This is a genomic window from Variovorax sp. BGA-UO-ETr-C22 (assembly GCF_059567965.1).
On sequence record NZ_JCAQPA010000011.1, the window covers coordinates 2,895,065 to 2,920,213 of the forward strand.

25 protein-coding genes are annotated in these 25,149 nt (G+C 69.5%); 17 read left to right on the top strand and 8 right to left on the bottom strand.

Annotated features, from left to right (window positions below):
* The first annotated feature begins 148 nt into the window (after positions 1-148).
* Positions 149-763 (top strand): DUF308 domain-containing protein, encoded by a 615-nt coding sequence (locus AC57B8_RS33775; RefSeq protein ID WP_496482045.1) that lies wholly within the window; start codon positions 149-151, stop codon positions 761-763.
* On the opposite strand, the gene AC57B8_RS33780 is transcribed toward AC57B8_RS33775, so the two are convergent.
* On the bottom strand, positions 732-1,706 hold the full coding sequence (locus AC57B8_RS33780; RefSeq protein ID WP_496482046.1) for a metallophosphoesterase family protein: 975 nt from the start codon (positions 1,704-1,706) through the stop codon (positions 732-734). The genes AC57B8_RS33775 and AC57B8_RS33780 overlap by 32 nt on opposite strands.
* A 97-nt stretch (positions 1,707-1,803) precedes the next feature.
* The gene (locus AC57B8_RS33785) at positions 1,804-3,594 is read right to left on the bottom strand and encodes a SulP family inorganic anion transporter (RefSeq protein WP_496482047.1); all 1,791 of its coding nucleotides are present in this window, start codon (positions 3,592-3,594) and stop codon (positions 1,804-1,806) included.
* A gap of 207 nt (positions 3,595-3,801) precedes the next feature.
* Here AC57B8_RS33785 and AC57B8_RS33790 point away from each other — a divergent pair, with 207 nt between their 5' ends.
* From AC57B8_RS33790 to AC57B8_RS33825, 8 genes are all read left to right on the top strand, one after another.
* Positions 3,802-5,043 (top strand): 3-methyl-2-oxobutanoate dehydrogenase (2-methylpropanoyl-transferring) subunit alpha, encoded by a 1,242-nt coding sequence (locus AC57B8_RS33790; RefSeq protein ID WP_496482048.1) that lies wholly within the window; start codon positions 3,802-3,804, stop codon positions 5,041-5,043.
* Positions 5,044-5,048: 5 nt separating this feature from the next.
* The gene (locus AC57B8_RS33795; RefSeq protein WP_062472230.1) at positions 5,049-6,062 is read left to right on the top strand and encodes an alpha-ketoacid dehydrogenase subunit beta; all 1,014 of its coding nucleotides are present in this window, start codon (positions 5,049-5,051) and stop codon (positions 6,060-6,062) included.
* Positions 6,063-7,268: a dihydrolipoamide acetyltransferase family protein gene (locus tag AC57B8_RS33800; RefSeq protein ID WP_496482049.1), complete on the top strand. Its 1,206-nt coding sequence runs from the start codon at positions 6,063-6,065 to the stop codon at positions 7,266-7,268.
* Positions 7,269-7,440: 172 nt separating this feature from the next.
* Positions 7,441-8,772 carry a C4-dicarboxylate transporter DctA gene (locus AC57B8_RS33805; RefSeq protein WP_062472092.1) on the top strand — a complete coding sequence of 444 codons (1,332 nt, stop codon included), beginning with the start codon at positions 7,441-7,443 and terminating at the stop codon, positions 8,770-8,772.
* 5 nt (positions 8,773-8,777) lie between these two features.
* Positions 8,778-9,485: a GntR family transcriptional regulator gene (locus tag AC57B8_RS33810; protein WP_496482050.1), complete on the top strand. Its 708-nt coding sequence runs from the start codon at positions 8,778-8,780 to the stop codon at positions 9,483-9,485.
* Positions 9,486-9,646: 161 nt separating this feature from the next.
* A complete protein-coding gene (locus AC57B8_RS33815) occupies positions 9,647-10,756 on the top strand; it encodes an AI-2E family transporter (protein ID WP_062472098.1) in 1,110 nt (369 codons plus the stop codon).
* 145 nt (positions 10,757-10,901) lie between these two features.
* Complete coding sequence (locus AC57B8_RS33820) at positions 10,902-11,339, top strand: DUF2141 domain-containing protein (RefSeq protein ID WP_492685949.1); 438 nt, start codon at positions 10,902-10,904, stop codon at positions 11,337-11,339.
* Between the two features lie 12 nt (positions 11,340-11,351).
* Positions 11,352-12,851, top strand: a complete 1,500-nt coding sequence (locus tag AC57B8_RS33825; protein WP_492685948.1) for a carotenoid oxygenase family protein — start codon at positions 11,352-11,354, stop codon at positions 12,849-12,851.
* A 51-nt stretch (positions 12,852-12,902) separates the two neighbouring features.
* Here the strand turns inward: AC57B8_RS33825 and AC57B8_RS33830 are convergent, their stop codons facing one another.
* On the bottom strand, positions 12,903-13,976 hold the full coding sequence (locus AC57B8_RS33830; protein ID WP_496482051.1) for an aromatic ring-hydroxylating dioxygenase subunit alpha: 1,074 nt from the start codon (positions 13,974-13,976) through the stop codon (positions 12,903-12,905).
* 350 nt (positions 13,977-14,326) lie between these two features.
* Between AC57B8_RS33830 and AC57B8_RS33835 the strand changes: the two genes are divergently transcribed.
* From AC57B8_RS33835 to AC57B8_RS33845, 3 genes are read left to right on the top strand one after another with little or no spacing between them, the layout of a single operon-like run.
* Entirely contained in the window at positions 14,327-15,355 is a 1,029-nt protein-coding gene (locus tag AC57B8_RS33835) for an ABC transporter substrate-binding protein (protein ID WP_496482052.1), read from the top strand.
* Entirely contained in the window at positions 15,352-15,879 is a 528-nt protein-coding gene (locus AC57B8_RS33840) for a nucleoside deaminase (RefSeq protein WP_095946702.1), read from the top strand. The genes AC57B8_RS33835 and AC57B8_RS33840 overlap by 4 nt, the downstream gene beginning before the upstream one ends.
* Before the next feature lie 22 nt (positions 15,880-15,901).
* The gene (locus AC57B8_RS33845; RefSeq protein WP_496482053.1) at positions 15,902-16,732 is read left to right on the top strand and encodes an urease accessory protein UreD; all 831 of its coding nucleotides are present in this window, start codon (positions 15,902-15,904) and stop codon (positions 16,730-16,732) included.
* Between the two features lie 20 nt (positions 16,733-16,752).
* On the opposite strand, the gene AC57B8_RS33850 is transcribed toward AC57B8_RS33845, so the two are convergent.
* From AC57B8_RS33850 to AC57B8_RS33860, 3 genes are all read right to left on the bottom strand, one after another.
* Positions 16,753-17,247, bottom strand: coding sequence for a hypothetical protein (locus tag AC57B8_RS33850; RefSeq protein ID WP_496482054.1), 495 nt, complete (start codon positions 17,245-17,247; stop codon positions 16,753-16,755).
* A 52-nt stretch (positions 17,248-17,299) separates the two neighbouring features.
* Positions 17,300-17,719 carry a sel1 repeat family protein gene (locus AC57B8_RS33855; RefSeq protein ID WP_492734294.1) on the bottom strand — a complete coding sequence of 140 codons (420 nt, stop codon included), beginning with the start codon at positions 17,717-17,719 and terminating at the stop codon, positions 17,300-17,302.
* 114 nt (positions 17,720-17,833) lie between these two features.
* Positions 17,834-18,886: a YeiH family protein gene (locus tag AC57B8_RS33860; RefSeq protein WP_496482055.1), complete on the bottom strand. Its 1,053-nt coding sequence runs from the start codon at positions 18,884-18,886 to the stop codon at positions 17,834-17,836.
* A 70-nt stretch (positions 18,887-18,956) separates the two neighbouring features.
* Between AC57B8_RS33860 and AC57B8_RS33865 the strand changes: the two genes are divergently transcribed.
* Positions 18,957-19,841, top strand: a complete 885-nt coding sequence (locus AC57B8_RS33865; RefSeq protein WP_095946697.1) for a LysR substrate-binding domain-containing protein — start codon at positions 18,957-18,959, stop codon at positions 19,839-19,841.
* Between the two features lie 55 nt (positions 19,842-19,896).
* On the opposite strand, the gene AC57B8_RS33870 is transcribed toward AC57B8_RS33865, so the two are convergent.
* Both AC57B8_RS33870 and AC57B8_RS33875 read right to left on the bottom strand, forming a co-directional pair.
* Positions 19,897-20,103, bottom strand: a complete 207-nt coding sequence (locus AC57B8_RS33870; protein ID WP_062472123.1) for a YbdD/YjiX family protein — start codon at positions 20,101-20,103, stop codon at positions 19,897-19,899.
* Between the two features lie 17 nt (positions 20,104-20,120).
* Positions 20,121-22,193, bottom strand: coding sequence for a carbon starvation CstA family protein (locus AC57B8_RS33875; protein ID WP_095744137.1), 2,073 nt, complete (start codon positions 22,191-22,193; stop codon positions 20,121-20,123).
* Between the two features lie 230 nt (positions 22,194-22,423).
* Here AC57B8_RS33875 and AC57B8_RS33880 point away from each other — a divergent pair, with 230 nt between their 5' ends.
* From AC57B8_RS33880 to AC57B8_RS33895, 4 genes are read left to right on the top strand one after another with little or no spacing between them, the layout of a single operon-like run.
* The gene (locus AC57B8_RS33880; RefSeq protein ID WP_496482056.1) at positions 22,424-22,828 is read left to right on the top strand and encodes a type IV pilin protein; all 405 of its coding nucleotides are present in this window, start codon (positions 22,424-22,426) and stop codon (positions 22,826-22,828) included.
* Entirely contained in the window at positions 22,822-23,382 is a 561-nt protein-coding gene (locus tag AC57B8_RS33885) for a prepilin-type N-terminal cleavage/methylation domain-containing protein (RefSeq protein ID WP_496482057.1), read from the top strand. Before AC57B8_RS33880 ends, AC57B8_RS33885 begins: the two co-directional genes overlap by 7 nt.
* Complete coding sequence (locus AC57B8_RS33890) at positions 23,379-24,509, top strand: PilW family protein (protein ID WP_496482058.1); 1,131 nt, start codon at positions 23,379-23,381, stop codon at positions 24,507-24,509. Before AC57B8_RS33885 ends, AC57B8_RS33890 begins: the two co-directional genes overlap by 4 nt.
* Positions 24,506-25,123 carry a pilus assembly PilX family protein gene (locus AC57B8_RS33895; protein WP_070061623.1) on the top strand — a complete coding sequence of 206 codons (618 nt, stop codon included), beginning with the start codon at positions 24,506-24,508 and terminating at the stop codon, positions 25,121-25,123. The genes AC57B8_RS33890 and AC57B8_RS33895 overlap by 4 nt, the downstream gene beginning before the upstream one ends.
* The last annotated feature ends 26 nt before the right edge of the window (positions 25,124-25,149 follow it).

Sequence of the window (25,149 nt, forward strand, 5' to 3'; positions counted from 1 at the left end):
GATCGCGGGGGCGAGCGCACAGCATCGCACAGCCGCCGGTTGGGCGCCTGTCGGTCATTCGACCGATACCGGGGCCCGGGGGAACGCAGAAGAATCGTTGCACCCGCCTCGTGCGAGGCGCGCCCTCTCCTCCTACCCACACCCTTTCATGCCCGACATCATCCAACCCCCTTTGCAGCCGGCCGCCTGGCTGCGCAAGCTCTACTTCACCCGTGCGGCCTTTTCCTTCGTGTGGGTTGCGCTGGCCTTCAGCGTCGCCAGGCAGTCGCCGGTGCTGACGACGATCCTGCTGGTCGTCTATCCGGCGTGGGACGCGCTGGCGAACCTCGTGGACGCCCGGATGACGGGCGGCCCCCGGGCCAACCCCAGCCAGATGCTGAACACGTGGATCAGCGCGCTGGTCACCGCGGCCGTGGTGGCCTCGCTGGTGCTCGGGCTCCAGATCGGCCTGGCGATCTTCGGCGTCTGGGCCATCGTGTCGGGCCTTCTGCAACTGGCGACGGCCGTTCGCCGCCGAAAGAGCCATCGGGGGCAGTGGGTGATGATGCTGAGCGGCGCGCAGTCCGCGCTGGCCGGCGGCCTCTTCGTCGCACGGCAAGGCACCGATGCCCCGGTCCTGCAGACACTCGCAGGCTATGCGACGGTGGGCGCCGTGTACTTCCTGATCTCCGGCCTCGTGATCCTGCTTCGCAAGCCGCAGGAGCGGCCCGTGAACCCGCTCACCGCCACGCCTACAGCATCTTCCACTTCTTGCGGTCGATGACGCGGCGGCGCGTGTCCATGTTCAGCTGCGACAGCTCGATGTTCACCTGGTCCTTCGTGATGTCGACCATCCCCCAGTTGCGCTGCAGCGCGCCGACGGTGACGGCCGTGCGCAGCGCGGCGCCGGAGGACGTGGCTTCGAACAGGCTCCAGGGGCCCGCCGGCCACGGCACGGCGAAGCGGTTCTCGTGCACGTCGCCGCTGAGGATGAGGATGCGGCGCTTCTCTGCGAGCTTGAGGATCGCGGCGTGCTCGGCCGCGCAGTCCATCCAGGTCTCGCCGTGGCGGGCTTCGAAGGTGAGGCCGCTGGCGATCAGGTGCACGGTCCTCTCGTCCGAGTCTTCGATGGCCTTCTTCAGCTTGTTCATCTGCTTCTTTCCGAGCACGGCGTCCTCGCCGCCCTTGGTCTTGTAGCTGCGGCCGTCGGTGAGGTGCAGCATCACCGGACCATCCGCATCGCCGACATTGCTCAGCATGAGGGGCCGGTAGCCGGGTTCGGGAACGCCCGAAGCCCAGGGATCGCCGGCCTTGGGAAAGGTCTTCGGATCGTTTGAATCCAGCGCCTTGCGGTATTCCTGGAACGCGGCGCGGGTCGGGTCCAGCAGGTGCCGGTAGGAAGGCTGGCCCTCGATCTGCGCACCGCAGGCGCCGTTCCACAGAAAGTCGTGGTCGTCCCAGATCGGATGGATCTGCAGGTCGGTCTTGCGCACGAGCTTGGCGAACTCCTTCTGGTTCAGCTGGTCGCGCAGCCGGCCGAAGGCGTGGATCGCGAAGTCGTTGGCGCCCATGGCCTTGACCGCGCCCATGCTGGAGCCGTCCGCGTCGTAGTAGGCCGAGTCGCCCAGCAGCACCAGGTGCGTGGCGCCGGACGCGCCCACCTGGGTCCAGACAGGTTGTTCTTTGAAGGTCTGGGCGCTGAAGCAGGAAGTAAAGGCGATCTTCATCGGGAGGCTCCTCGTTGTGGGTGCGCGGATGCTAGGAGCCGCCCCGAAACGTCGCCTCCCCCATCCATGGGAGGCGCGTGCCGCGACCCGCAAGGGCTCAGCGCCCCTCGTCTTCCCAGTCGACCCACTCCACCGGATGGGTCTTGAGGTATCCGCTGACGGCGGCACCGACGGTCGGAAAGAACGCGGCTTCGCCCAGCCGCGCGAAGAGCCCGAAGCGCTTCAGCTTGTCCTTGACGGGGTCCTTCATCTCGGCAAAGCACAACTGGATGCCGGCGTCGCGCAAGCTGTCGACCAGCTCGGCCAGCATGTCGGCGGAGGTCACGTCCACGCTGGTGACGGGCTCCGCCGCGACGACCAGCCACCGCACCGGCGCGGGCGACGACGCCATGGCCTCGCCCACCCGGTCGCGGAACAGCTCGGCATTGGCGAAGAACAGCGGCGCATCCCAGCGAAACAGGACCAGGCCCGGGATGAGGCGCGCGTCGGGATAGCGCGTGATGTCGTGGTAGCCCTTGACGCCGTCGGCACGCCCCAGCACCGCGGAATAGGGGCGCCAGGCATCCCACAGGAATTCGATGACCGCGATCACGATGGCCAGGCCGATGCCCTCGACGGCGCCCAACACGACCACGCCGACCGTGCAGGCGATCGACAACCAGAACTCCCAGCGCTGGATGCGGTAGATCCGCCGCAGGTCGGCAATCTCGATCAGGCCGATGGCCGATGCGATGACGACCGCGGCCAGTGCGCTGGTGGGCAGGTTCTTCAGCAGGTCCGGCGCCGCCACCAGCAGCAGGGCAACGGCCAGCGCGCCGACGACGCCGGTCAGCTGGGTCCTGGCGCCCGCGGCCTCGGCCACGGGGGTGCGCGACGAACTGCTGCTGACGGCAAAGCCCTGGAAAAATCCGGCCGCCAGGTTGGCGGCGCCCAGCGCCACCATCTCCTGGTTCGGGTCGACGTGGGTGCGGGTGCGCGCCGCATAGACCCGGGAGAGCACGCTGGTGTCGGCGAACGAGACGAGCGCGACGGCGCAGCCGCCGATCAGCACGGGGCCGATGTCGGCGGCCGTGACCCACGGGATGCCGAATGCCGGCAGGCCCTGCGGGAGGGCGCCGAGCACCGGCACTCCCTCGCGAGCTGCCAGGCCCAGCACGCCGACGGCCACGGTCGCGCCCACCACGGCGATCAGGATGCCCGGCACGCGCCGGCGGCCCTTGAGCAGCAGGATGACCGCCAGGGTGCCCGCGCCGACCATGAGCGTGGTCGCGTGGGTCTTGCCCTCCATCACCGACACGGCGATGGCCTTCAGGGTCGCCAGCGGTGCGTCGCCCTCGACCGAAAAACCCAGCAGCCTGGGCAGCTGGCTGATCAGCACGGTCAACGCGATGCCGTTCATGTAGCCGTAGCGGATCGGCTTGGAAAGTAGCTCGGTGACGAAGCCCAGGCGTGCAACGCCCGCGAGGATGCACACCGTGCCCGACACGATCGCCATCAGGCCCGCCAGAGCGATGGCGCGCTGCGGGTCGCCGCCCGACAGCGGAAGGACGACGGCCAGGATGAGGGCCGCCAGCGAAGAATCCGGGCCCAGCACCAGGATCCGGCTGGGGCCGAACACGGCGTACGCGAGCAACGCGACGATGGTCGCGTAGAGGCCGTGGATGCCGGGGACACCCGACGCCTGCGCATAGGCGATGCCGACGGGCACCAGCATCGTGGTCAGCACCAGCCCGGCCACGATGTCGTGCCGCAGCCAGGCCAGCTCGTACCCGCGCAGCGTGCGCAGTCCCGGCAGCCAGCGGCGCCATCCGGCCGCATCGGCGGCCTTCGCCCGCGGCGCACTGCGGCCGGGTTCGAAAAGAGGGGGTGGAGGTTCCAGGTCGTTCATGCGCCGCGGGCCACAGGGTGGACGGACAGTGCAGAGGCGCGCCGGGAAAGGCAAGGGGGAAGACACGGGTGCCCGCGGGGGCCGCGCGCCCCTCCCCGCCCCTGCGCCCCGGTCGCCTGCGAAACACGCACTTGACCGGCTGCGCCCGCGCCCGAAATTCGCTAGGCTGTGGTGGCGCGCGATGCCATCGAGCGCGGAGACAACGCGATGAGCCAAGGCACATCTCTTCGTCTGCATGTACCGGAGCCCACCGGGCGGCCGGGGCACGAGACCGATTTCTCCTACCTGCACCTGTCGCGCGCCGGCGAGGTGCAAAAACCCCCGGTCGACGCATCGCCGGCCGACACCAGCGACCTGGCCTACACGCTGGTGCGCGTGCTCGACGACGACGGCCGCGCCGTCGGCCCGTGGGCGCCGCCGGCCGACCCCGAACTGCTGCGCCGCGGCCTGCGCGCGATGATGAAGACGCGCGCCTTCGATGCCCGCATGCTGATCGCGCAGCGGCAGAAGAAGATCTCCTTCTACATGCAGTGCCTGGGCGAAGAGGCCATCGCCACCGGCCACGCGCTGGTGCTGCAGCAGGGCGACATGTGCTTTCCCACCTACCGCCAGCAGGGCCTGCTGCTGGCGCGCGACGACGTGACGCTGCTGGAGCTGACCTGCGAGCTGATGTCCAACGAGCGCGACCCGCTCAAGGGGCGGCAGCTGCCGGTGTGCTATTCGATGAAGCGGGCCGGCTTCTTCTCGATCTCGGGCAACCTGGCCACGCAGTTCATCCAGGCGGTGGGCTGGGGCATGGCCTCGGCGATCAAGGGCGACACGCGCATCGCCTCGGGCTGGATCGGCGACGGCGCCACCGCCGAGTCCGACTTCCACACGGCGCTGACCTTCGCGCATGTCTACCGCGCGCCCGTGATCCTCAACGTGGTCAACAACCAGTGGGCGATCTCGACCTTCCAGGCCATCGCCGGCGGCGAGGCGACCACCTTCGCGGCGCGCGGCGTGGGCTGCGGCATCGCCTCGCTGCGCGTCGACGGCAACGACTTCCTGGCGGTGCTGGCGGCCTCGCGCTGGGCGGCCGAGCGCGCCCGCGGCAACCTGGGGCCGACGCTGATCGAGTGGGTCACCTACCGCGCCGGTGCGCATTCGACCTCGGACGATCCGTCGCGCTACCGTCCGGCCGACGATTGGGCGCATTTCCCGCTGGGCGATCCGGTCGCGCGCCTGGCGCAGCACCTGACGGCGATCGGTGCCTGGTCGCAGCAGGAGCACGCGCAGACGCAGGCCGACATGCAGGCGCAGGTGAACACCGCGGTGAAGGAGGCCGAGCGCTTCGGCTCCATGGCCGACGGCCATGTCGCGGGCGACGCCGCCCTGTTCGAGGACGTCTACAAGGACATGCCCGAGCACCTGAAGCGCCAGCGCGAACAGCTGGCGTCCGAGGGGTGACGGCCATGGCCTCGATGACGATGATCCAGGCCCTGCGCTCCGCCATGGACGTGATGCTCGAGCGCGACGACAACGTGATCGTCTACGGCCAGGACGTGGGCTACTTCGGCGGCGTGTTCCGCTGCACCGAAGGCCTGCAGGCCAAGTACGGCCGCTCGCGCGTGTTCGATGCGCCGATCAACGAGGGCGGCATCGTCGGCTCGGCCATTGGCATGGGCGCCTACGGCCTGCGCCCGGTGGTGGAGGTGCAGTTCGCCGACTACGTCTATCCGGCCTACGACCAGATCGTGTCGGAGGCGGCGCGCCTGCGCTACCGCTCGGCGGGCGATTTCACCGCACCGATCACCATCCGCATGCCCTGCGGCGGCGGCATCTACGGCGGCCAGACGCACAGCCAGAGCCCGGAGGCGCTGTTCACGCACGTGTGCGGGCTGCGCACGGTGATGCCTTCCAATCCGCGCGATGCCAAGGGCCTCTTGATCGCGTCGATCGAGAACGACGACCCGGTCATCTTCCTGGAGCCCAAGCGGCTGTACAACGGCCCCTTCGACGGCCACCACGACCGGCCGCTGGTGCCCTGGTCGGCCCATCCGCTGGGCGAGGTGCCCGAGGGCTACTACACGGTGCCGCTGGAGTCGGCCACGGTGTTCCGCCCCGGCGCCGACCTGACGGTGATCAGCTACGGCACCATGGTCTTCGTCTGCGAAGCGGCCGCGCGCGAGACCGGCATCGATGCCGAGATCATCGACCTGCGCAGCCTGTGGCCGCTGGACCTGCAGACGCTGGTCGCCTCGGTGAAGAAGACCGGCCGCTGCGTGATCGTGCACGAGGCCACGCGCACCAGCGGCTTCGGCGCCGAGCTGACGGCGCTGGTGCAGGAGCATTGCTTCCACCACCTGGAAGCGCCGATCGGGCGCGTGGCCGGCTGGGACACGCCCTACCCGCATGCGCAGGAGTGGGCCTACTTCCCGGGCCCGGCGCGCGTCGGTGCGGCCTTGCGTCGCGCCATGGAGAACTGAATGGGCACGCTCACGATCAAGGTGCCGGACCTGGGCGAAGGCATTGCCGAGGTGGAGCTGGTGGCGTGGCGCGTGCAGCCCGGCGACACGGTGGCCGAAGACCAGGTGCTGGCCGACGTGATGACCGACAAGGCCACCGTCGAGATTCCCTCGCCGGTCGCGGGTCGGGTGGTCGCGCTCGGCGGCGAGGTGGGGCAGCAGATCGCGGTGGGCGCGGAGTTGATCCGGATCGATGTGACGGGCGGCGGTGAGGCACGGGAGGAGGCGCCGGTCGTATCGGCGGCGGCGCCTGCACCGGCACCGGCACCAGTCGAACGCGCACGCCCCTCGGGCGGCAAGCCGCTCGCCGCGCCCGCGGTGCGCCATCGGGCGGCGGTCCTCGGCATGGATCTGCGGCAGGTGCCGGGCAGCAGCGCGGACGGCCGCATCCTGCACGAGGACCTCGACGCCTGGCTGCTGCGCCGGCCCGGTCCGCCGGCGCCGGATGCCGCGCGCTACGCCGAGCGCCACGACGAGGAGGCCGTGCCCGTGACGGGCGTGCGCCGCCGCATCGCGCAGCGCATGCAGGACGCGATGCGCCGCATCCCGCACTTCACCTACGTCGAGGAGGTCGACGTGACCGAGCTGGAGCTGCTGCGCGCCCGCATCAACGAACGCTGGGGCGGCGAGCGGGCGCACCTGACGCTGCTGCCGCTGCTGGTGCGCGCGGTGGTGCTGGCGGTGCCGCGCTTCCCGCAGATCAACGCCCGCTTCGACGACGAGGCGGGCGTGCTCACGCGCCACGGCGCGGTGCACGTCGGCATCGCGACCCAGACGGCGGCCGGCCTCATGGTGCCGGTGCTGCGCCATGCGGAAGCGCGCGACCTCTGGTCGAGCGCGACCGAGATCGCCCGCCTGGCCGACGCCGCGCGCGCGGGCCGGGCCACGCGCGACGAGCTGAGCGGCTCGACCCTCACCGTCACCAGCCTGGGCGCGCTGGGCGGCATTGCTTCCACGCCGATCATCAATGCGCCCGAGGTGGCGATCGTCGGCGTCAACCGCATCGTGCAGCGCCCGGTGATGCTGGGCGACGCGGTGGTCGCGCGCCGCATGATGAACCTGTCCTCCTCCTTCGACCACCGCGTGGTCGACGGCCAGCTGGCGGCCGAATTCGTGCAGGCCGTGCGGGCTTCGCTCGAATGCCCGGCGCTGCTTTTCATCGAGTAGCCGCCCCGCACAGGCCTCACCGCCCCGGCGCGCGGCGGGGGTACCCCGTCGACCGGAACGCCCCGGGAATACCCTCTGAACCCCTTGCAATCTTCTTGCCTACAGTTCTTGTATGCAAGAAAAAGCGATCCTTGCATGCAAAACCTCGACACGACAACGACAGGAGATTTCCATGCCTCGCTTTGCCAAATCGCTCTTCGGACAGGTGGTCATCGCACTGGTGATCGGCGTGCTCGTCGGCCTCTTTGCGCCCGAGTTCGCCGCCAAGCTCAAGCCGCTGGGTGACGGCTTCATCAAGCTGATCAAGATGATCATTCCCGTGCTGGTGTTCTGCGTGGTGGTGCATGGCATCGCCGGCGCGGGCGACCTCAAGCGCGTGGGCCGGGTCGGCGTGAAGGCGCTGATCTACTTCGAGGTGCTGACCACCATCGCGCTGGCGATGGGCCTGGTGCTGGCCTTCGTGTTCGAGCCGGGCGTGGGCATGAACGTCGACCCCAAGGCGCTGGACGCCAGCGCCATGAGCGCCTACGCCTCCAACGCCGACAAGCTCACCAGCGGCGGCACGGTCGAGTTCCTGATGAAGCTCATTCCCACCACGGTGGTGGCCGCCTTCGCCACGGGCGACGTGCTGCAGGTGCTGCTGTTCGCGGTGCTGTTCGGCTGCGCGCTCTCGCTGCTGGGCGATCGCGGCGCACCGGTGGCAGCCGTGGTCGACGCGCTCTCGCTGGTGCTGTTCAAGATCATGGGCATCATCATCAAGCTGGCGCCGCTGGGCGTGCTGGGCGCCATCGCCTTCACGGTCGGCAAGTACGGCATCGGCTCTCTCAAGCAGCTGGGCATGCTGGTCGCCCTCTTCTACGGCGCGGTGCTGGTCTTCGTGTTCGTGGTGCTCGGGCTGGTGATGCGCATGTCGGGCTTCAGCCTCTGGAAGCTGCTGCGCTACCTGCGCGAAGAACTCGCCATCGTGTTCGCCACCACCTCGTCGGACAGCGTGCTGCCGCAGATCATGGCCAAGCTGCGCCGCATGGGCATCCGCGATTCGACGGTGGGCCTGGTGATTCCCACGGGCTACTCGTTCAACCTCGACGCCTTCTCGATCTACATCACGCTGGCGGCGGTGTTCATTGCACAGGCCACCAACACGCCGATCTCGATGGCCGACCTGCTCACGATTCTTGCGATCGCGCTGGTCACTTCGAAGGGCGCGCACGGCGTGCCGGGCTCGGCGATCGTGGTGCTGGCCGCCACGCTGCACGCGATTCCGGCGATTCCCGCCATCGGTCTGGTGCTGGTGCTGTCGGTCGACTGGTTCATGGGCATCGCCCGCGCGCTGGGCAACCTGATCGGCAACTGCGTGGCCACCGTGGCGATCGCCGCGTGGGAAGGCGACATCGACCGTGAACGTGCCCATGCCGTGCTCGACGGCACCTATTCGCCCGACGACGAGCCGCTGGCCGAGGCGCCCGTGGTAAACACCGGCACCGCCGCTTCCACCGCCCACTGAAAAAAATGCCCGCCGACGTCAGCCCCACCGCCATCGCCGAACGCGTCGTCGAGGCCATCCTCGCGCAGAAGCTCGCGCCCGGCGACCGGCTCGGCGAGCAGGCGCTGGCCGAGAACTTCTCGGTCAGCCGCACGATGGTGCGCGAGGCGCTGATGCAGCTGCAGGCACGCGGTTTCGTCGAGGTGCAGTCGCGCCGCGGCTGGTACGTAGTGGAACCCTCGGCCGAGGAGGCGCGCGACGCCTTCTCGGCACGCCGCATCGTCGAGGCCGGCATCCTGGCTGCCAGCGAAGGCCGGCCGCTGGGCCAGGTGATCCGCAAGCTGCGCGACCACATCGCCGACGAGCAGCGCGCCATCGAAGGCGCCGACGCCGCCACGCGCGCCTTCCTGCTGGCCGACTTCCATGTCTGCCTGGCCGAGCAGATGGGCCACCAGCTGCTGGTCGACGTGCTGCGCGACCTCACGGCGCGCACCACGTTGGCGGCCACGCTGTACCAGTCGAAGCACGAGGCCGGGCAGTCGTGCGCGGAGCACGGCGCCATCGTCGCGGCGCTCGAGGCCGGCAACATCGAGCAGGCGCGCCAGCTCATGCTCGACCACATCGGCAATGTCGAACGGGCGCTGGAGGTCGACGCCACCGCCGAGCCCGACGCGCCGAGCCGGCTGCGCGCCACACTGGCGCCGGTGGCGCTGCCGCGCGCCGCCAAGCGTTGAAGCTGTGCATTTGTGCCACGATCAGCTATCGATTGCATAGCTGACACCCGCCGCCGGCCCTGCGCCTGCGGCGTTTTTCCTTGGCAACCCTGTTGCGCCGCACAAGGGCGCGCCGGCTGACACGGCGGCGGGTTCCGGCTCGGCTACAGTCCGAGACACTTATGAACTCTCCCCAACTCCAGCGCGGCGTCTTCCTCGCCCTGCTTGCCGCCGTCACCGTCGCCTTTCTGTGGGTGCTGATGCCGTTCTTCGGCGCGGTGCTCTGGGGGGTGGCGCTGGCGATTCTGTTCACGCCGCTGTTCAAGTGGCTGCTCAAGAAGATGCCCGGCCGGCGCAACGTGGCCGCGATGTCCACGCTGGCGATCTGCCTGTTCATCGTGATCCTGCCGCTGGCGATGGTGGGCGTGTCGCTGGTGCAGGAGATCGCGCTGATCACGCAGAGCATCCGCTCGGGCCAGATCAACTTCGCGGCCTACTTCCAGCAGATCCTGAACGCCACCCCGCAGTGGCTGCTGAACATCGTGGAGCGCTTCAACCTGGGCGACATGGCGGCCTGGCAGGCGCGCGTCTCGGCCATCGCGGGCCAGGCCAGCCAGCTCATCGCCAGCCAGGCGCTGGCCATCGGGCAGAACACCTTCGACTTCGTGGTGAGCTTCTTCGTGATGCTGTACCTGCTGTACTTCCTGGTGCGCGACGGCACGTCGCTCTCGAAGACCATGCGCGACGCGCTGCCGCTGGCCAAGCCGCACACGCACTACCTGCTGAACAAGTTCACCACCGTGATCCGCGCCACCGTGAAGGGCAACGTGGCCGTGGCCATCGCACAGGGCACCATCGGCGGGCTGGCCTTCTGGTTCCTGGGCGTGCAGGGCGCGCTGCTGTGGGCGGTGCTGATGGCCTTCCTGTCGCTGCTGCCGGCCGTGGGCGCGGCGCTGATCTGGGGCCCCGTGGCCATTTACTATCTGGCCACCGGGCACTTCTGGCAGGGCGGCGTGCTGATCTTCATCGGCGTGTTCGTGATCGGCCTGGTCGACAACATCCTGCGCCCCGTGCTGGTGGGCAAGGACACGCAGATGCCCGACTACATCGTGCTGATGTCCACCATCGGCGGCATGGCGATCTTCGGCATCAACGGCTTCGTGATCGGGCCGGTGATCGCGGCGCTGTTCATGGCGGCCTGGAGCCTCTTTGCGGACTCGGGCCATGTGGGCACGGGGCACGCGGTCGAAGAGGCCGCGCAGGCCCCGAAGGACGGGCAGGACAAGGCCTGACGCCGCGCCGGGCCTCTCTCGGGCCCCGGCGTTCACTCCCTCTGCGCGCATTTCGCGCGCGCAATCACGCATTCCGTCGCATGACGCTGGGCACCGCCCGGCGACTGCGGGATCGTCGGGCCCTCCACCCACCACGAGGCCTGCCATGCACCTTCCCGCTTTCCTCTCCCGCCCCGCCGCGCGCGGCCTGATCGCCGCTGCCGCGCTCGCCCCGCTCGGCACCCTGGCCGCCGACCTGAACCTGCGCATCGCCGACGGCCCGGCCGCCGGCGCCACGCTCTACGTCGCGCTGTACAACGACGCCGCCAGCTACGCCGAGAGCAAAGCCCTCGCCTCGCAGACCGCGCCTCTGCGCGAAGGCAAGGCCCGCTTCGTCTTCACCGACCTGGCGCCGGGCCGCTACGCGCTGCGCGTGTTCGCCGACGAGAACGGCAACGGCAAGCTCGACACCAACCTCGTAGGCATGCCGATCGAACGCTACGGCTTCTCGAACGACGCCAAGGGCAACCGCGGCGCGCCCGACTTCGAGGCCGCGGCGCTGCGCATCGACGCCGACGCCCAAGCCGTCATCCACCTGCGCTGAGGAGACACGGCCATGGAACGACGCGAACTCCTGCGCCTGCTGGCCACGGCCGGCGCCCTGCCCCTGCTCGCCCCGCTCGCACGCGCGGCCGGCACCACCGACGACTGGCAAGCCCAGTTCGAAGCCGCCGACGCCCCCTGGAAGATCGGCTTCGCCACGCCCCCGGGCGACCTGCCGCTGACCCGCGCCACCGTGCGCGGGCGCTTCCCCGACGCCGTCGCCGGCACGCTGTTTCGCATCGGCCCGGCCGGCCACGACCTGGGCGGCGAGCGCTACCACCACTGGTTCGACGGCGACGGCATGGTGCATCGCTTCGTCATCGAGGGCGCCGACGTGCGCCACCAGGGCCGCTACGTCGCCACGCCCAAGCGCGTGGCCGAGGTGAAGGCCGGCCGCCACCTCACCGAAGCCTTCGGCACCATGCCGCCGGGCGTGGAGCCGCCCACCTCGGCCGACGCCATCAACGTCGCCAACACCAGCGTGCTGCCGATGCAGGGCGAGGTGCTGGCGCTGTGGGAAGGCGGCTCGGCCACGCGCATCGATGCGCGCACGCTCGACACGCTGGGCGTGAAGACCTGGCGCGCCGACCTCGCGGGCATGCCCTTCTCGGCCCACCCCAAGGTCGACCCGGACGGCACGGTGTGGAACTTCGGCGTGAGCTCGGGCCAGAGCCTGCTGGCGCTGTACGAGATCGCGCCCGGCGGCGCGCTGCGCCGCGCGGCCGTGGTGCCGGTGCCCGAGCTGCCGATGGTCCACGACTTCGCCGTGACCGCGCGGCACCTGGTGTTCCTCATGCCGCCGCTGGTGTACGACAGCAAGCGCAAGGAGGCCGGCGCGAGCTTTCTCGACGCCCACGTCTGGCGGCCCGAGCTCGGCATGCGCGCGCTGGTGGTCGACAAGCAGGACTGGGACAAGCGCCAGCTGCTCGAGCTGCCGGCCGGCTTCCTGTTCCACGTCGGCAATGCCTGGGAAGAAGACACGCCGCGCGGTGCGCGCATCCACATCGACTACGTGCGCACGCAGAACGCCGAGTCGGTGTTCACCAGCAACCGCGAGGTGATGCGCGCGCGCCGCGTGCGCCGCAACGAGCCGCGCCTGACCGTCGCCACGCTCGACCTGGGAACGGGCAAGGCCACGCAGCGCGAACTGCCGCTGGAAGCCGAGTTCCCGCGCATCGACCCGCGCCGCGTCGGTCTGCGCCACCGCCAGGTGGTGCACGCCACGCAGACGCGCGCCGATGTGCCCGGCTTCGGCGCCGTCGCGCGCACCGACATCGAGAGCGGACGCAGCCAGCGCTTCAGCTACGGCGCGCAGGCCATCGTGGAAGAGCACGTCTTCGTGCCCGACGGCGCAAAGGCCGGCTGGGTGCTGGGCACGGCGCTGGACTTCGGCCGGCAGCGCACGGTGCTGTCGTGCTTTGCCGCCGACCACCTGGCCGCCGGGCCGGTGGCGCAGGCGACGCTGCCTTACGCGCTGCCGCTGGGGTTGCACGGCGCCTTCGTGAAGGCCTGAGCGACTGACCGCTGCGGCCACGCGCACGCGGGGCCTGCAGCGGTCTCCCGCTCAGGCGGCCTTCGCGATCGGGATCGTCATGCCCCGGTGCACCTCCGCCTCGCCGTGCCTGGCCAGCAGCTGCATCAGGTGCTTGCGGATCAGCATGCCCGGGCGGTCGGACTCCATCGAATACTCCACGCCGCGCCGGCGCGTGTCGACCAGCGCGTCGGGGTCGGTCGATTCGAGGATGTCCTTGTCCTCGCGCGTGATCTCCTCGTCGAAGTCGATCAGCATCTGCGCCGCGCAGTCGGCCTCGGTGTCGTTGCGGAACAGCCACTGACACAGCTGCATGCGCCCGTCGTCGATGGGCGTGAAGCAGTTGATGATGATGTGGCGGATGCCGCTCGGGTACTCGATGTCGAGCCGGCGCGCGAACGGCAGGAAGTAGGCGTTGCGCATGTGGCGCGTGGTGATCGCGTCGGTCACGCCGCTGATCGCGTGGAACTTCACCGGGTTGGTCGCTTCGATCACCGTTTCGGCATGGAAGCCCGACTCGTTTTCCACCAGCTCGTACTTGCTCGGCTTCGGGCTTGCGGCCACGCCGAAGGTGGCGCGATGCACGAAGCTGAAGTGCGAGTTGTCGAAGGAATTTTCGAGCGCGCGCATCGGGCTGGTCTGCCACTCTTCGTAGAACTGGAAGATGGTGCGGTAGCCCGGGTCTTCGAACTCGGGAATGGCCGGGATGTCGGCAATGGGTTCTTCCAGTGCCACCCAGGCGTAGCCGTAGCGCGCGGTGCAGGGGTAGGCCGTGGTCTTGTACTCGGGCGAGATCTTGCGGTCCGGCTCGTACTGCGGGATGCGCACCACCTGGCCGCTGCGGTCGTAGGTCCAGCCGTGGTAGCCGCACTGGATCGCGCCCTGCCCGCAGGCCTTGCCTTCGCCGTCCACGCACCAGCCCTTCGAGAGCTTCGCAGTGCGGTGGCAGCAGCGGTCGCGCAGGGCAGCCGGCTGGCCGTCGGCGTCGAGAAACAGAACGATGTCTTCGCCCAGCAGCCGGAAAGGCTTGGGGCCGTGGGCCAGTTCGGTGAGCGGCATGACGGCATGCCAGAACTTGCGGAAGACGGGTTGTCGGGTGACGAGCATGGGCGAACTCCTTCGTTGTTGCGTGGGGGAACGAACGTGAAAGAGCAATTTCCTGCTTCGTCGGCATGCCTGATGAAAGGCATGCGCGAGGCTGAACGCTTCTACTCTGCGCCGATCGACTTGCAATTAGCGCGCCCGGATTGTGGCGCGCCCTTGTCGCACGTCCAAGCCCCACGCTGCGATGCCCGAGCGCCGCACCCTGGCATGCCTCATGCAAGACAGCCGGCAAGAGTAGAAGCGTTCAGCAGCGCACGCACCAACCCCGTGCGCCCGCCCGGAAATTGCTCTTGAGGCGCCTCCCGCCCGCGGTGGGAGGCATCCGTCAAGACCACCGACTCCGAGGCCCCACCATGCAACGCCGATCCATTCTTGCCGCCGCTGCCGCCACCCTCGCCGCCCCTGCCGTGTTCGCGCAGGGTGGCAAGCTCACACCGCTCAAGTTCACGCTCGACTTCCGCATCAACGGCCAGACCGCGCCCTTCTTCCTGGCGCAGGCCAAGGGCTACTACCGCGACGAAGGGCTGGACGTGACGATCGACACCGGCGCCGGCTCGGTCGCGTCGATCACGCGCATCGCCAGTGGCGTCTACCAGCTGGGCCTGGGCGACATCAGCTCGCTGGTCGAGTTCAACGCACAGAACCCGGGCACGCCGGTGGTGCAGGCCGTGTACCAGTACTACAACCGTGCACCGTTCGTGATCATCGGGCGCAAGGACCGCGGCGTGACGACTGACTTCAAGAGCCTCACCGGCAAGAAGGTGGCGGCCGCCGCCGTCGAGTCCACGCGCCGCGCCTGGCCGATGGTGGCGCGCAAACAGGGCATGCGCGGCGACGCCTTCCAGTGGCAGACCACCGACTTCAGCGCACGCGACAACGTGATGGTGCGCGGCGACGTCGATGCCGCCACCTACTTCCACGACTCGGCCGTCTCGCTCTTCGCGCGCATGAAGGCCGACGAGCTCTCGGTGCTCAAGTACGCGGACGCGGGCGTCAACCTGTACGGCAACGCGATCCTGGCGAGCAGCAACCTCATCGCGCAGAACCCGAAGGTGGTGGCGGCTTTCTTGCGCGCCACCAACCGCGCCATCGTCGAGACCTTTGCCAACCCGGTGCCCAGCATCGCGGCCATGCGCCAGCGCGAACCGATCCTGGACGAAAAGGTCGAACTCGAGCGCTGGGGCCTCACGGCGCAGTACGTGGGCGCGGCGGACACGCGCGGCCACGGGCTGGGCGACATCCGCAAGCTCACGCTCGAACAGCAGGTCGACGAGGTGGCCGACACCTTCGGCCTGAAGACGCGGCCCTCGGCCGACGCCCTCTTCAATAGCTCAATGCTGCCTGCGCGCAGCGAGCGCCTTCTTCCCGCACCCAAGGCATGAACCTTCCTGACCCTTCCATTCCCGCCCTCCCCGAAGAAACCACGCTCGACGAGCGCGACGGCCGCTACCTGCGCAAGGCCATCGTGTGGTCGCATGCCGCGCGCCGGCGCGGCAACCGGCCCTTCGGCTCGGTCATCGTCTCGGCCGCCGGCGAAGTGCTGGCCGAGGCCGCGAACAGCAACGCCGAAACCGGCGACTGCACCGCGCACGCCGAGGTGAACGCGCTGCGCGCACTGGCCGGCCGCGGCCTCACGCGCGAAGAGCTGGCCGGCGCCACGCTCTATGCCTCGGGCGAACCCTGCGTGATGTGCGCGGGCGCGATCTTCTGGTCGAACATCGGCCGCGTGGTGTTCGGCATCGACGCGCAGCGGCTGCGCGTGTTCCGTGGCGAGCGGCAGGACCAGCGCGACGCGGAGTTGTCGTGCCGCGACGTGTTCCGTGCGTCGCCGCATCCGATCGAGTGCATCGGGCCTGCGCTCATCGATGAAGCGGCTGCCGCGCACGACGGCGCCTGGAAGACCTGAGCCAGCGCACTAGACTCGCCGCATGCCCTGGCACGCCCGTCTCCACCTCGCCTACCAAAAAGAAGCCGACCGCAGCGTCGCCCGTTTCCGCCACGACGGCCCGCTGCGCATCCTGCAGAGCCTCTACCCCGAGGGCGATGCGGTGTGCCACAACGTGCTGGTGCACCCGCCCGGCGGCCTCGTGGGCGGCGACACGCTCGACATCGACATCGAAGCCGCCGACGGCAGCCACGGCCTGATCACCACGCCCGGCGCCTCGCGCTTCTATCGCTCCGAAGGCGAGACCGCGCTGCAACGCACGCGCATCCGCCTCGCACCGGGCGCGCGGCTCGAATGGCTGCCGCTCGAAGCCATCTGCTACAGCGGTTGCCAGGCCGAGAACCGGCTCACGCTCGAAGTCGCACCGGGCGCCGAGATGATCGGCTGGGACGTGTGCGCGCTCGGCCTGCCCAACGCCCACCAGCCCTTCGAGCGCGGCACCTACCTGCAGCACATCGAGGCGCCCGGCGTGTGGCTGGAGCGTGGGCGCATCGACGCGAGCGACCACCGCCTGCTGCAAAGCCCGCTGGGCCTGGGCGGCCACCGCTGCCTCGCCTCGCTGTTCGTCGTGGCGGGTTCGCCGATGACCAAGGCACGGCGCGAAGCCCTGCTGGCGCAGGCGCGCGAGCTGCTCGACGTGCACGAACTGCACGAGAGCGCGGGCGCGACCAGCCCGCATGCAGAAGTGGTGGTGCTGCGCGTGCTCGCGCCGGTGGTCGAGCCCGCGATGCAGCTGCTGCGGCAGGTCTGGCAGGCGTGGCGCGGCGAGCTGTGGCAACTGCCGGCGGCCACGCCGCGCATCTGGGCGACCTGAGACGCAGCCGGCAGTCGCCGCTACTGTCGTGTCTTCAGGCGGTAGGTGCCGTTGAACGGATACGGGGACGAACCGTTCTGCCCCACCGCTTGCACGTCGACCGTCAGCGTCTTGCCCGAGAAAACGAGCGCGCCCGTGAGGCGCGGCCTGCGCTCCTTCTCGTAGTGCTCCCGCAGCCGGAGGTCGACAGAGTGCGTGGAAGGCGCCTTCTTCTCGGCCGCCTTGTCGAATTCGCTCACCTCGTACACCGAGGCGTCGGCTGCGTCGACGCGCCCTTCGATCGACGGCACCCGGATGCGGGATTCGAGTTCGTAGCTGCGGTGGAAGATCAGCGACACAGGGTCATGCACCATCAGGCCCCGGGTGGCGTAGAGCGTGACCTCGTAGCCGTCGGCGGTCCGGGTGACGGTCGCGTCGGGCTTGTTGCCTGTTGCCGTGCACCCGGCGAGCGCGAGCGCTGACAGCAGCCAGGACACGGTGCGCATGCGTCGGTTCGCGAGAGAAGGAGTGGGCATGCAACGGCGCGCTCGTGAAGGAGCGCCGAGTATGGCCGCACAGCCCCCGCCATCAACCGCAGGCGATCTTTCCGGACGGCGCGCTGCGCAGCCTGTTGAGAAACGCCAGCTGCACCCGGGCCGTTTCGCTGCCCTGCCCGGCGGCGCGCAGCATCCACGTGCGCGCCTCGCAGCGGTCGGCCTTCACGGCCGATCCGTACAGCGTGGGCCCCGTCAGCAGCACCATGCCCAGCATCTCCTGCGCCTCGGGATGGCCTTCGGTGGCGGCCTGGCGCAGCTGCTCGAGCATCGTGCGGTAGTCGCGCGCGGCCTGCGCTTCGAGGGCGAGCTGGTAGCGCTGCTCGGTCTGCAGGTCGACGTTCGCGTCGAAGGGCTTGGCCGCAGCGATGGCGGCGACGAGGCACAGCGTGCCTGACAGAAAGATGCGCCAGCGCAGCGACCAACTGGCGATCTGGTTGAGTTCGGATGACATCGGTTTTTCTCCACGGGTTGCGTGGCACCGATGGTCCCGCGAAGGCGCGCGCAGGAGAAACTGGAATTCACGCAGGACGCCTCAGGCGCCGCCTGAGCCCTGCGCGAAATTCGTTCAGAACATCGCCAGCACGGCCGCGTTCACCGCATAGCCGCCGGCCGTCAGGAACACGAACAGCAACGCCCCGAGCTTGAGCGGTTGCGCCCCGGCCTTGCGCAGGCTGGCGGCGCTGGTGCGCAGGCCCATCGCGGCCATGGCGGTGGCGAGCAGCAGCGTGTCGAGCTGCACCAGCGCGGCGACGAGGGCATGTGGCAGCACGTCGAGCGAATGCACGGCGCTCACGGCGATGAACAGCACCGCGAACCATGGCACGCGCACCTGGCGCCAGCAGGAACCCAGGCTCGCCGCGCCCGGCGTCGACGCCGCCACGCGGAACGACAGGCCCATGAGGAACGGCGCCAGCATCATCACGCGCAGCATCTTCTCGACCACGGCCGCGTTGGCCGCGCCAGGGCTGACGGCCTCGCCGACCGCGACCACCTGCGCCACCTCGTGGATGGTGGAGCCCGCGAAGAGACCGAAGGCATGTTCCGTGAGCCCGAGGTACGGATAGACCAGCGGGTACGCCACCATCGACAGCGTGCCGAACACCACCACCGTGGCGACGGCGATCGACACCTTGTGCTCCTCGCCGCGCACCACGGGCTGGGTCGCCATCACGGCGGCGGCACCGCAGATGGCGCTGCCCGCGCCGATGAGCGCGGCCGTCTCGCGGTCGAGCCCCAGCCAGCGCGTGCCGATGCGCACGGCGAGGCCGAAGGTCAGCGCCACCATCGCCATCGCGATCAGCACGCCGGGCCAGCCGACGGCGCCGATGTCGCTCAGCGAGATGCGAAAGCCGTAGAGCACGATGCCCGCGCGCAGCAAGGCGCTGCGCGCGAAGTCCACGCCGGCGCCGGTGCGCGCCGACACCGCGGGGAACACCGTGTTGCCCGCCACCATGCCCAGCGCGATGGCCAGCGTCAGCGCGCTCAGGCCCAGGTGCACCATCGGCGGCCATTCGGCCAGCAGCGCGGCGGCGGCCGCCAGCAGTGCAGACAGCAACACGCCGGGGCCGCAGCGGCGAACAAAGGAGAAACCGGGCAAGGAGGCGGCAAGGGAGGACATGGACCCGAGCTTAGGAATCGACACCACATGAGTCAAAGACATAAACTTCACCGATGCATGAAGTTAAGTTATGACCCTGAACCTGCACCTGGTGCGCCTGTTCGTCGCCGTGGCCGAGGCGGGCAGCTTCTCGCGCGCGGCCGAGGGCCTGTGGATCAGCCAGCCGGCGGTGTCCAAGGGCATCCGCGAGCTGGAGCACCAGCTCGACCTGACGCTCATCGAGCGCGGCGCAGGCAAGGGCTTTCGGCTCACCGAGGCGGGCGCGTCGCTGCTCACGCACGCGCGCGGCATCTTCGCGATGGAGCGCGCGGCGCTGGACGACGTGCGTGCGCGCGTCGGCGTGCAGCGCGGCAGCCTCACGCTGGGCGCCAGCACCACGGTGGCGAGCTACTGGCTGCCGCCGCAGATCGCGGCCTTCTGCGCGGCTTATCCGGCGGTGGTGCCGCGCGTCACGGTCGGCAACACGCAGTGGGTGTGCGAGCAGCTGCTCGAATGCCGCATCGACCTCGCGCTGGTCGAGGGCCGGGTGGACGAAGAGCGCGTGGAGGTGCGCGAATGGACCACCGACCCGCTCGCCATCGTCGCGCCGCCCGACGCCGCGCTGCCCCGGCGCGGCGTGACGGCCGCGCTGCTCGGCCGGCAGAACTGGATCCTGCGCGAGCCGGGCTCGGGCACGCGCCAGGCCACCGAGGCGCTGTGCGCGGCGCACGGCATCGACGCGCCGCCGTGGATGGAAATGGCGAGCAACGAAGCCATTGCGCGCACCGTGGCCAGCGGCGTCGGCATCTCGATGCTGCCGCGCGTGGTGGTGGCCGACATGCTCGCGCTGGGCACGCTGCGCGAGCTGAAGCTGCCGGGCGCGGTGCTGTCGCGGCCGCTGTACCGGCTGGCGCTGAAGAACCGGCCGCTCTCGCCGGCGGCGCTGCGGATGGCGCAGATCCTCGACGCCTCGTGACATGAAAAAGGGCGCACCGTGTGCGCCCTTTGTCGTTGTTGTCAGCCGACTGCCGCTAGCAGCAGCGGCCCTTGCCCGCGCCGTAGCGCGCCTCGAGCCGCTCGCGAAAGAACTCCTCGTAGCTCATCGGCGCCCGGTCCGGGTGGGTGGCCGCCATGTGCGTCAGGTAGACGTCGTAGTCGGGCAGCCCGACCATGAGCCGCAGCGACTGCTTGATCGAGCGGGCGATGTAGCGCCCGGCTTCCGGCATGGCAAGGCCCATGGCGTGCTTCCGCTCGGTCAGTGGGCGGCGGACGAGGCCGCGCCCATCGCCTCGAACGGCGTCTCCTGCGTGGTCGGCCGGTTGGCGGCGCGGGCCGCCAGGCAGGCCTTGATGCTGTAGACCAGCACGCTCAGCACCACGAAGATGAAGAGCGCGCACAGCGCCGCGTCGAGCCGGTCGTTGAAGACGATGCGCGACATGGCTTCGGGCGTCTTGGCCGGCGCGATCAGCACGCCGTTGGCCAGGCCGTCGGCGTACTTGGCTGCGTGCGACAGGAAGCCGATCTTCGGATCGCTCGAGAAGATCTTCTGCCAGCCCGCCGTCAGCGTGCAGGCCAGCAGCCACACGGCCGGCGCCGCCGCCACCCAGGCGTAGCGCTCGCGCTTCATGCGGAACAGCACGACCACGCCCAGCATCAGCGCCACCGCGGCCAGCATCTGGTTGGAGATGCCGAACAGCGGCCACAGCGTGTTGATGCCGCCCAGCGGATCGACGACGCCCTGGTACAGGAAGTAGCCCCAGGCCGCCACGCACAGCGCGGTGGCGATCAGGTTGGCCGGCAGCGAGTCGGTGCGCTTGAGCGCGGGCACGAAGCTGCCCAGCAGGTCCTGCAGCATGAAGCGGCCGGCGCGCGTGCCGGCGTCCACTGCCGTGAGGATGAACAGCGCCTCGAACAGAATCGCGAAGTGGTACCAGAAGGCCATCATGGCCTGCCCGCCGATCACCTGGTGAAGGATGTGGGCCATGCCCACGGCCAGCGTCGGCGCGCCGCCGGTGCGCCCGAGGATGGTGGTCTCGCCCACGTCCTTGGCCGTCTGCAGCAGCATCTCGGGCGTGACCACGAAGCCCCAGCCGGAGATCGTTGCCGCGGCCTGTTGCACCGTGGTGCCGACCAGCGCGCCCGGGCTGTTCATCGCGAAGTAGATGCCCGGCTCGATGCACGAGGCCGCCACCAGCGCCATCACGGCGACGAACGATTCGGCCAGCATGCCGCCGTAGCCGATGAAGCGCGCGTGGCGTTCGTTGTCCAGCATCTTGGGCGTGGTGCCCGAAGAGATCAGCGCGTGGAAGCCCGAGACGGCACCGCAGGCGATGGTGATGAACAGGAACGGGAACAGGCTGCCCGACCAAACCGGGCCGTTGCCTTGCGCGAACTGCGTGATGGCGGGCATCTGCAGCGTGGGCATCACGACCACGATGCCGATGGCCAGCGCGATGATCGTGCCGATCTTCAGGAAGGTCGACAGGTAGTCGCGCGGCGCCAGCAGCAGCCACACCGGCAGGCTGGCGGCCACGAAGCCGTAGCCCACGAGCATCCAGGTGAGCGCCTTGCCGTCGAAGGTGAAGGCCGGGCCCCACACCGGGTGCTGGCTGACCCACTGGCCGCCGAAGATGGCCGCCATGAGCAGCACGAAGCCGATCACCGACACCTCGCCGATGCGGCCCGGGCGGATGTAGCGCAGGTACACGCCCATGAACAGCGCCACCGGAATCGTCGCGGCCACCGTGAAGCTGCCCCACGGCGATTCGGCCAGCGCCTTCACCACGATCAGGGCCAGCACCGCCAGGATGATGATCATGATCATGAAGGTGCCGAACAGCGCGATCATGCCGGGCACCACGCCCATCTCCTGCTTGACCAGGTCGCCCAGCGAGCGACCGTCGCGGCGCGTGGAGATGAACAGGATGATGAAGTCCTGCACCGCCCCCGCGAACACCACGCCCGCCAGCACCCACAGCAAACCGGGCAGGTAGCCCATCTGCGCGGCGAGCACCGGGCCCACCAGCGGGCCGGCGCCCGCGATGGCCGCGAAGTGGTGGCCGAACAGCACGTTCTTGTCGGTCGGCACGTAGTCCAGGCCGTCGTTGTGGCGGTGCGCGGGCGTCTTGCGGTTGGCGTCCAGCCCCAGCACCTTGTCGGCGATGAACAGGCTGTAGTAGCGGTAGGCGATCAGGTAGGTGCAGAGCGCGGCGGTCACGACCCAGAGGGCGTTGATGCTTTCCCCCCGGCTCAGGGCGACGGTGCCCAGCGCAAAAGCGCCGAGCACGGCCACGGCCAGCCACACCAGATGGCGGCGAATGTTGGGCATGCGGATGTCTCCTCGATATGAACCGGGCGAGTGTTCCCCGCCCGCCGCCGGGCCGCATCCGTCGCACTGCGCGGGCTGGCCGGGTGGAATTGCCTAATGGATAACCCCTATCTGCGCCCAAATCGCCTCCGCCCGACAGCCATCAGAAGCGCCGCAAAACCGTTGCGCTCACATTAGATGTGATAAATTCACATTCACTAACAATGTGAAACATCTCTGACGAGTCCACGATGACCCAGCATTCGCAGGCGCGCGCCCCCCGCGGCTTCACATTGATCGAGGTCATGATCACGGTGGCCATCGTGGCCATCCTGGCGTCGATCGCCCTGCCCAGCTACCGGCAGTACATCGTGCGTTCGAAGCGCTCGGCGGCCCAGGCGCAGATGATGGACATCGCCAACCGGCAGCAGCAGTTCCTCATTGCCAACCGCGGCTACGCCGACAAGACGGCACTGACTGCCAGCGGCTACAGCCTGCCCGCCGAAGTCAGCAGCAACTACAGCTACGACGTCGCGCTGCAGGAGTCCGGCCCGCCCACCTTCGCGATCACCTTCACCGCAATCGGCAGCCAGGTGGGCGACGGCAACCTCGGGCTCACCAGCGAAGGCGTGAAGACGCCGTCCAACAAATGGTGAGCCCCGCCTTGCGGCGCCAGCGCGGCGCCACGCTGATCGAGGTGCTGGTCACCCTGCTCGTGCTGGCCTTCGGCCTGTTCGGCCTCGTGGGCCTGCAGGCCCGGCTGCAGGCCTCCGAGATGGAGTCGTACCAGCGCTCGCAGGCGCTGATCCTGCTCAACGACATGGCCAACCGCATCGCCATCAACCGCCGGGTGGCGGCCAGCTACGCCACGAGCGCACCGCTGGGCGGCACCGATGCCTGCCCTACCGGCACCGGCACGCGCCAGCAGATCGACGCCAGGGAGTGGTGCAACGCGCTGCAGGGCGCGGCCGAGTTCTCGGGCAACGACAAGCTGGGCACCGTCATCGGCGGGCGCGGCTGCGTGCAGGACATGGGCAACAACGAGTACCTCGTGACCGTCGCCTGGCAGGGCTTGGGCCCGATCTCGGCGCCACCGGCCGGCGTGGCCTGCGGCAAGGACCTCTACGACGGCGGCACCGGCTCCAAGTGCATCAACGACCTGTGCCGCCGCACCGTGACCACGCTCGTGCGCATCGGATCGCTCTCATGAACCCGCGCCTCACCGCACGCCGCGCCCAGCGCGGGCTGACGCTGATCGAGCTGATGGTGGCCATCACCATCATGCTCATCGTGATGGCCGCGCTGCTCACGCTGTTCCTCAACGTGAGCGGCTCCCAGCGCGAGATGGAACGCGTCAACCGCCAGATCGAAACCGGGCGCCTGAGCATCTTCGTGCTCGAGAACGAGATCTCGCACGCGGGCTTCTGGGAAAACTACATGCCCGAGTTCGACGACCTCACGGTCAGCGCCGCGCCCACGCACGTGCCCACCGGCAACGTGCCCGACCCGTGCCTGGCCTACTCGGCGGCGAACTGGACCGAGGACTACAAGCGCCAGCTGCTCGACCTGCCCGTGCAGGTCTACAGCAGCGTGCCGGCCACCTGCACCGACTTGCTGACGCACCACAAGACCGGCACCGACATCCTCGTGGTGCGCCATGCCGAAACCTGCCTGCCCGGCACGCCCCATTGCGACGCCGACGTGGCCGGCGCGATGTACTTCCAGTCGTCGCTCTGCGGTACGCAAAAGCCCTCGTCGTTCGACCTCTCGACCGGCGCCTTCGACCAGATGTTCCTCAAGGACTGCACCAGCGCCTCGCCCAAGCGCAAACTGGTGGCCGACATCTACTACGTGCGCGACTACGCCGAGGCCGAAAACGACGGAATTCCCACGCTGGCGCGCTCGCGCTTCGACCTGGTGGGCGGCACGCTCGCGCAGCAGCCGCCCACGGCGCTGATCGAAGGCGTCGAGGGCTTTCGCGTCGAGCTCGGCCTGGACACGCTGAGCAAGACCGGCGCCGCCGTCAACTACACCCAGGCCATCGCCTGGGCCGACCCGGCGAACAAGTCCACCCCTTCCAACCGCGGCGACGGCAGCCCCGACGGCGCCTTCGTGCACTGCGGCGCGACCTGCACCGCCGACCAGCTGGTCAACGCGGTGGCCGTGAAGCTGTATGTGCTCGCGCGCGCCACCACCATCTCGCCGGGCCACACCGACACGCGCAGGTACCAGATGGGCGCTGCGACGCTCGCGCCGTTCAACGACCACTACAAGCGGCACGCGTTCGCGACCACCGTGCGCCTGACCAACGTCACCGGCCGGAGGGAAACGCCATGAAGCCACGCGTGCACGCCGGCCGCTCCACCCAGACCCAGCGCGGCGCCGCGCTGATCATCGGGATGATCATGCTGCTGCTGATCACGCTCGTGGTCACCGCCGCCTTCAACCTCAGCGGCGCCAACCTCAAGGCCGTGGGCAACCTGCAGACCCGCAACGAAGCCGTGGCCGCCGCCAACCGCGCGATCGAGGAGGTCGCGGCCAGCCTGCTGGTGCCCGGCAGCGACGGCACCCCGTCGCTCGCGCCGCCGCAGGGCACCGTGAGCATGGTCGACATCAACAACGACGGCGTGGACGACTACAAGGTCACCGTCGCCCCGCCCGTGTGCGTGCGCGCCACCAAGGCCGTCGACAGCGGCGGCGGCGGCAGCACGGGCCCAGGCGGCATCACGGGCGGCGCCTCCAGCAGCGGCTCGGGGCTCGCGGCCCTGCCCGACCAGTACAACGCCGTGTGGGACATCAGCACCACCGTGACCGACACCACCCCCGGCGCCACCGGCACCACCACCTCCGTGCGCCAGGGCGTGCGGGCGCTGCTCAACAAGGCGCAGTTCGAAGCGCTGTGCGCGCCGCCGCCGGTCGCGCCAGCCGAACCCGCGCCGGCCGCCTCTTGAACCACGACGATGAACGGGTCCCCGCC

What these genes read in the sequence shown, in the direction of transcription:
- AC57B8_RS33775 (WP_496482045.1), top strand. Translation starts at nt 149, where the DNA reads ATGCCCGACATCATCCAACCCCCTTTGCAGCCGGCCGCCTGGCTGCGC.
- AC57B8_RS33780 (WP_496482046.1), bottom strand. Translation starts at nt 1,706, where the DNA reads ATGAAGATCGCCTTTACTTCCTGCTTCAGCGCCCAGACCTTCAAAGAA.
- AC57B8_RS33785 (WP_496482047.1), bottom strand. Translation starts at nt 3,594, where the DNA reads ATGAACGACCTGGAACCTCCACCCCCTCTTTTCGAACCCGGCCGCAGT.
- AC57B8_RS33790 (WP_496482048.1), top strand. Translation starts at nt 3,802, where the DNA reads ATGAGCCAAGGCACATCTCTTCGTCTGCATGTACCGGAGCCCACCGGG.
- AC57B8_RS33795 (WP_062472230.1), top strand. Translation starts at nt 5,049, where the DNA reads ATGGCCTCGATGACGATGATCCAGGCCCTGCGCTCCGCCATGGACGTG.
- AC57B8_RS33800 (WP_496482049.1), top strand. Translation starts at nt 6,063, where the DNA reads ATGGGCACGCTCACGATCAAGGTGCCGGACCTGGGCGAAGGCATTGCC.
- AC57B8_RS33805 (WP_062472092.1), top strand. Translation starts at nt 7,441, where the DNA reads ATGCCTCGCTTTGCCAAATCGCTCTTCGGACAGGTGGTCATCGCACTG.
- AC57B8_RS33810 (WP_496482050.1), top strand. Translation starts at nt 8,778, where the DNA reads ATGCCCGCCGACGTCAGCCCCACCGCCATCGCCGAACGCGTCGTCGAG.
- AC57B8_RS33815 (WP_062472098.1), top strand. Translation starts at nt 9,647, where the DNA reads ATGAACTCTCCCCAACTCCAGCGCGGCGTCTTCCTCGCCCTGCTTGCC.
- AC57B8_RS33820 (WP_492685949.1), top strand. Translation starts at nt 10,902, where the DNA reads ATGCACCTTCCCGCTTTCCTCTCCCGCCCCGCCGCGCGCGGCCTGATC.
- AC57B8_RS33825 (WP_492685948.1), top strand. Translation starts at nt 11,352, where the DNA reads ATGGAACGACGCGAACTCCTGCGCCTGCTGGCCACGGCCGGCGCCCTG.
- AC57B8_RS33830 (WP_496482051.1), bottom strand. Translation starts at nt 13,976, where the DNA reads ATGCTCGTCACCCGACAACCCGTCTTCCGCAAGTTCTGGCATGCCGTC.
- AC57B8_RS33835 (WP_496482052.1), top strand. Translation starts at nt 14,327, where the DNA reads ATGCAACGCCGATCCATTCTTGCCGCCGCTGCCGCCACCCTCGCCGCC.
- AC57B8_RS33840 (WP_095946702.1), top strand. Translation starts at nt 15,352, where the DNA reads ATGAACCTTCCTGACCCTTCCATTCCCGCCCTCCCCGAAGAAACCACG.
- AC57B8_RS33845 (WP_496482053.1), top strand. Translation starts at nt 15,902, where the DNA reads ATGCCCTGGCACGCCCGTCTCCACCTCGCCTACCAAAAAGAAGCCGAC.
- AC57B8_RS33850 (WP_496482054.1), bottom strand. Translation starts at nt 17,247, where the DNA reads ATGCCCACTCCTTCTCTCGCGAACCGACGCATGCGCACCGTGTCCTGG.
- AC57B8_RS33855 (WP_492734294.1), bottom strand. Translation starts at nt 17,719, where the DNA reads ATGTCATCCGAACTCAACCAGATCGCCAGTTGGTCGCTGCGCTGGCGC.
- AC57B8_RS33860 (WP_496482055.1), bottom strand. Translation starts at nt 18,886, where the DNA reads ATGTCCTCCCTTGCCGCCTCCTTGCCCGGTTTCTCCTTTGTTCGCCGC.
- AC57B8_RS33865 (WP_095946697.1), top strand. Translation starts at nt 18,957, where the DNA reads ATGACCCTGAACCTGCACCTGGTGCGCCTGTTCGTCGCCGTGGCCGAG.
- AC57B8_RS33870 (WP_062472123.1), bottom strand. Translation starts at nt 20,103, where the DNA reads ATGGGCCTTGCCATGCCGGAAGCCGGGCGCTACATCGCCCGCTCGATC.
- AC57B8_RS33875 (WP_095744137.1), bottom strand. Translation starts at nt 22,193, where the DNA reads ATGCCCAACATTCGCCGCCATCTGGTGTGGCTGGCCGTGGCCGTGCTC.
- AC57B8_RS33880 (WP_496482056.1), top strand. Translation starts at nt 22,424, where the DNA reads ATGACCCAGCATTCGCAGGCGCGCGCCCCCCGCGGCTTCACATTGATC.
- AC57B8_RS33885 (WP_496482057.1), top strand. Translation starts at nt 22,822, where the DNA reads ATGGTGAGCCCCGCCTTGCGGCGCCAGCGCGGCGCCACGCTGATCGAG.
- AC57B8_RS33890 (WP_496482058.1), top strand. Translation starts at nt 23,379, where the DNA reads ATGAACCCGCGCCTCACCGCACGCCGCGCCCAGCGCGGGCTGACGCTG.
- AC57B8_RS33895 (WP_070061623.1), top strand. Translation starts at nt 24,506, where the DNA reads ATGAAGCCACGCGTGCACGCCGGCCGCTCCACCCAGACCCAGCGCGGC.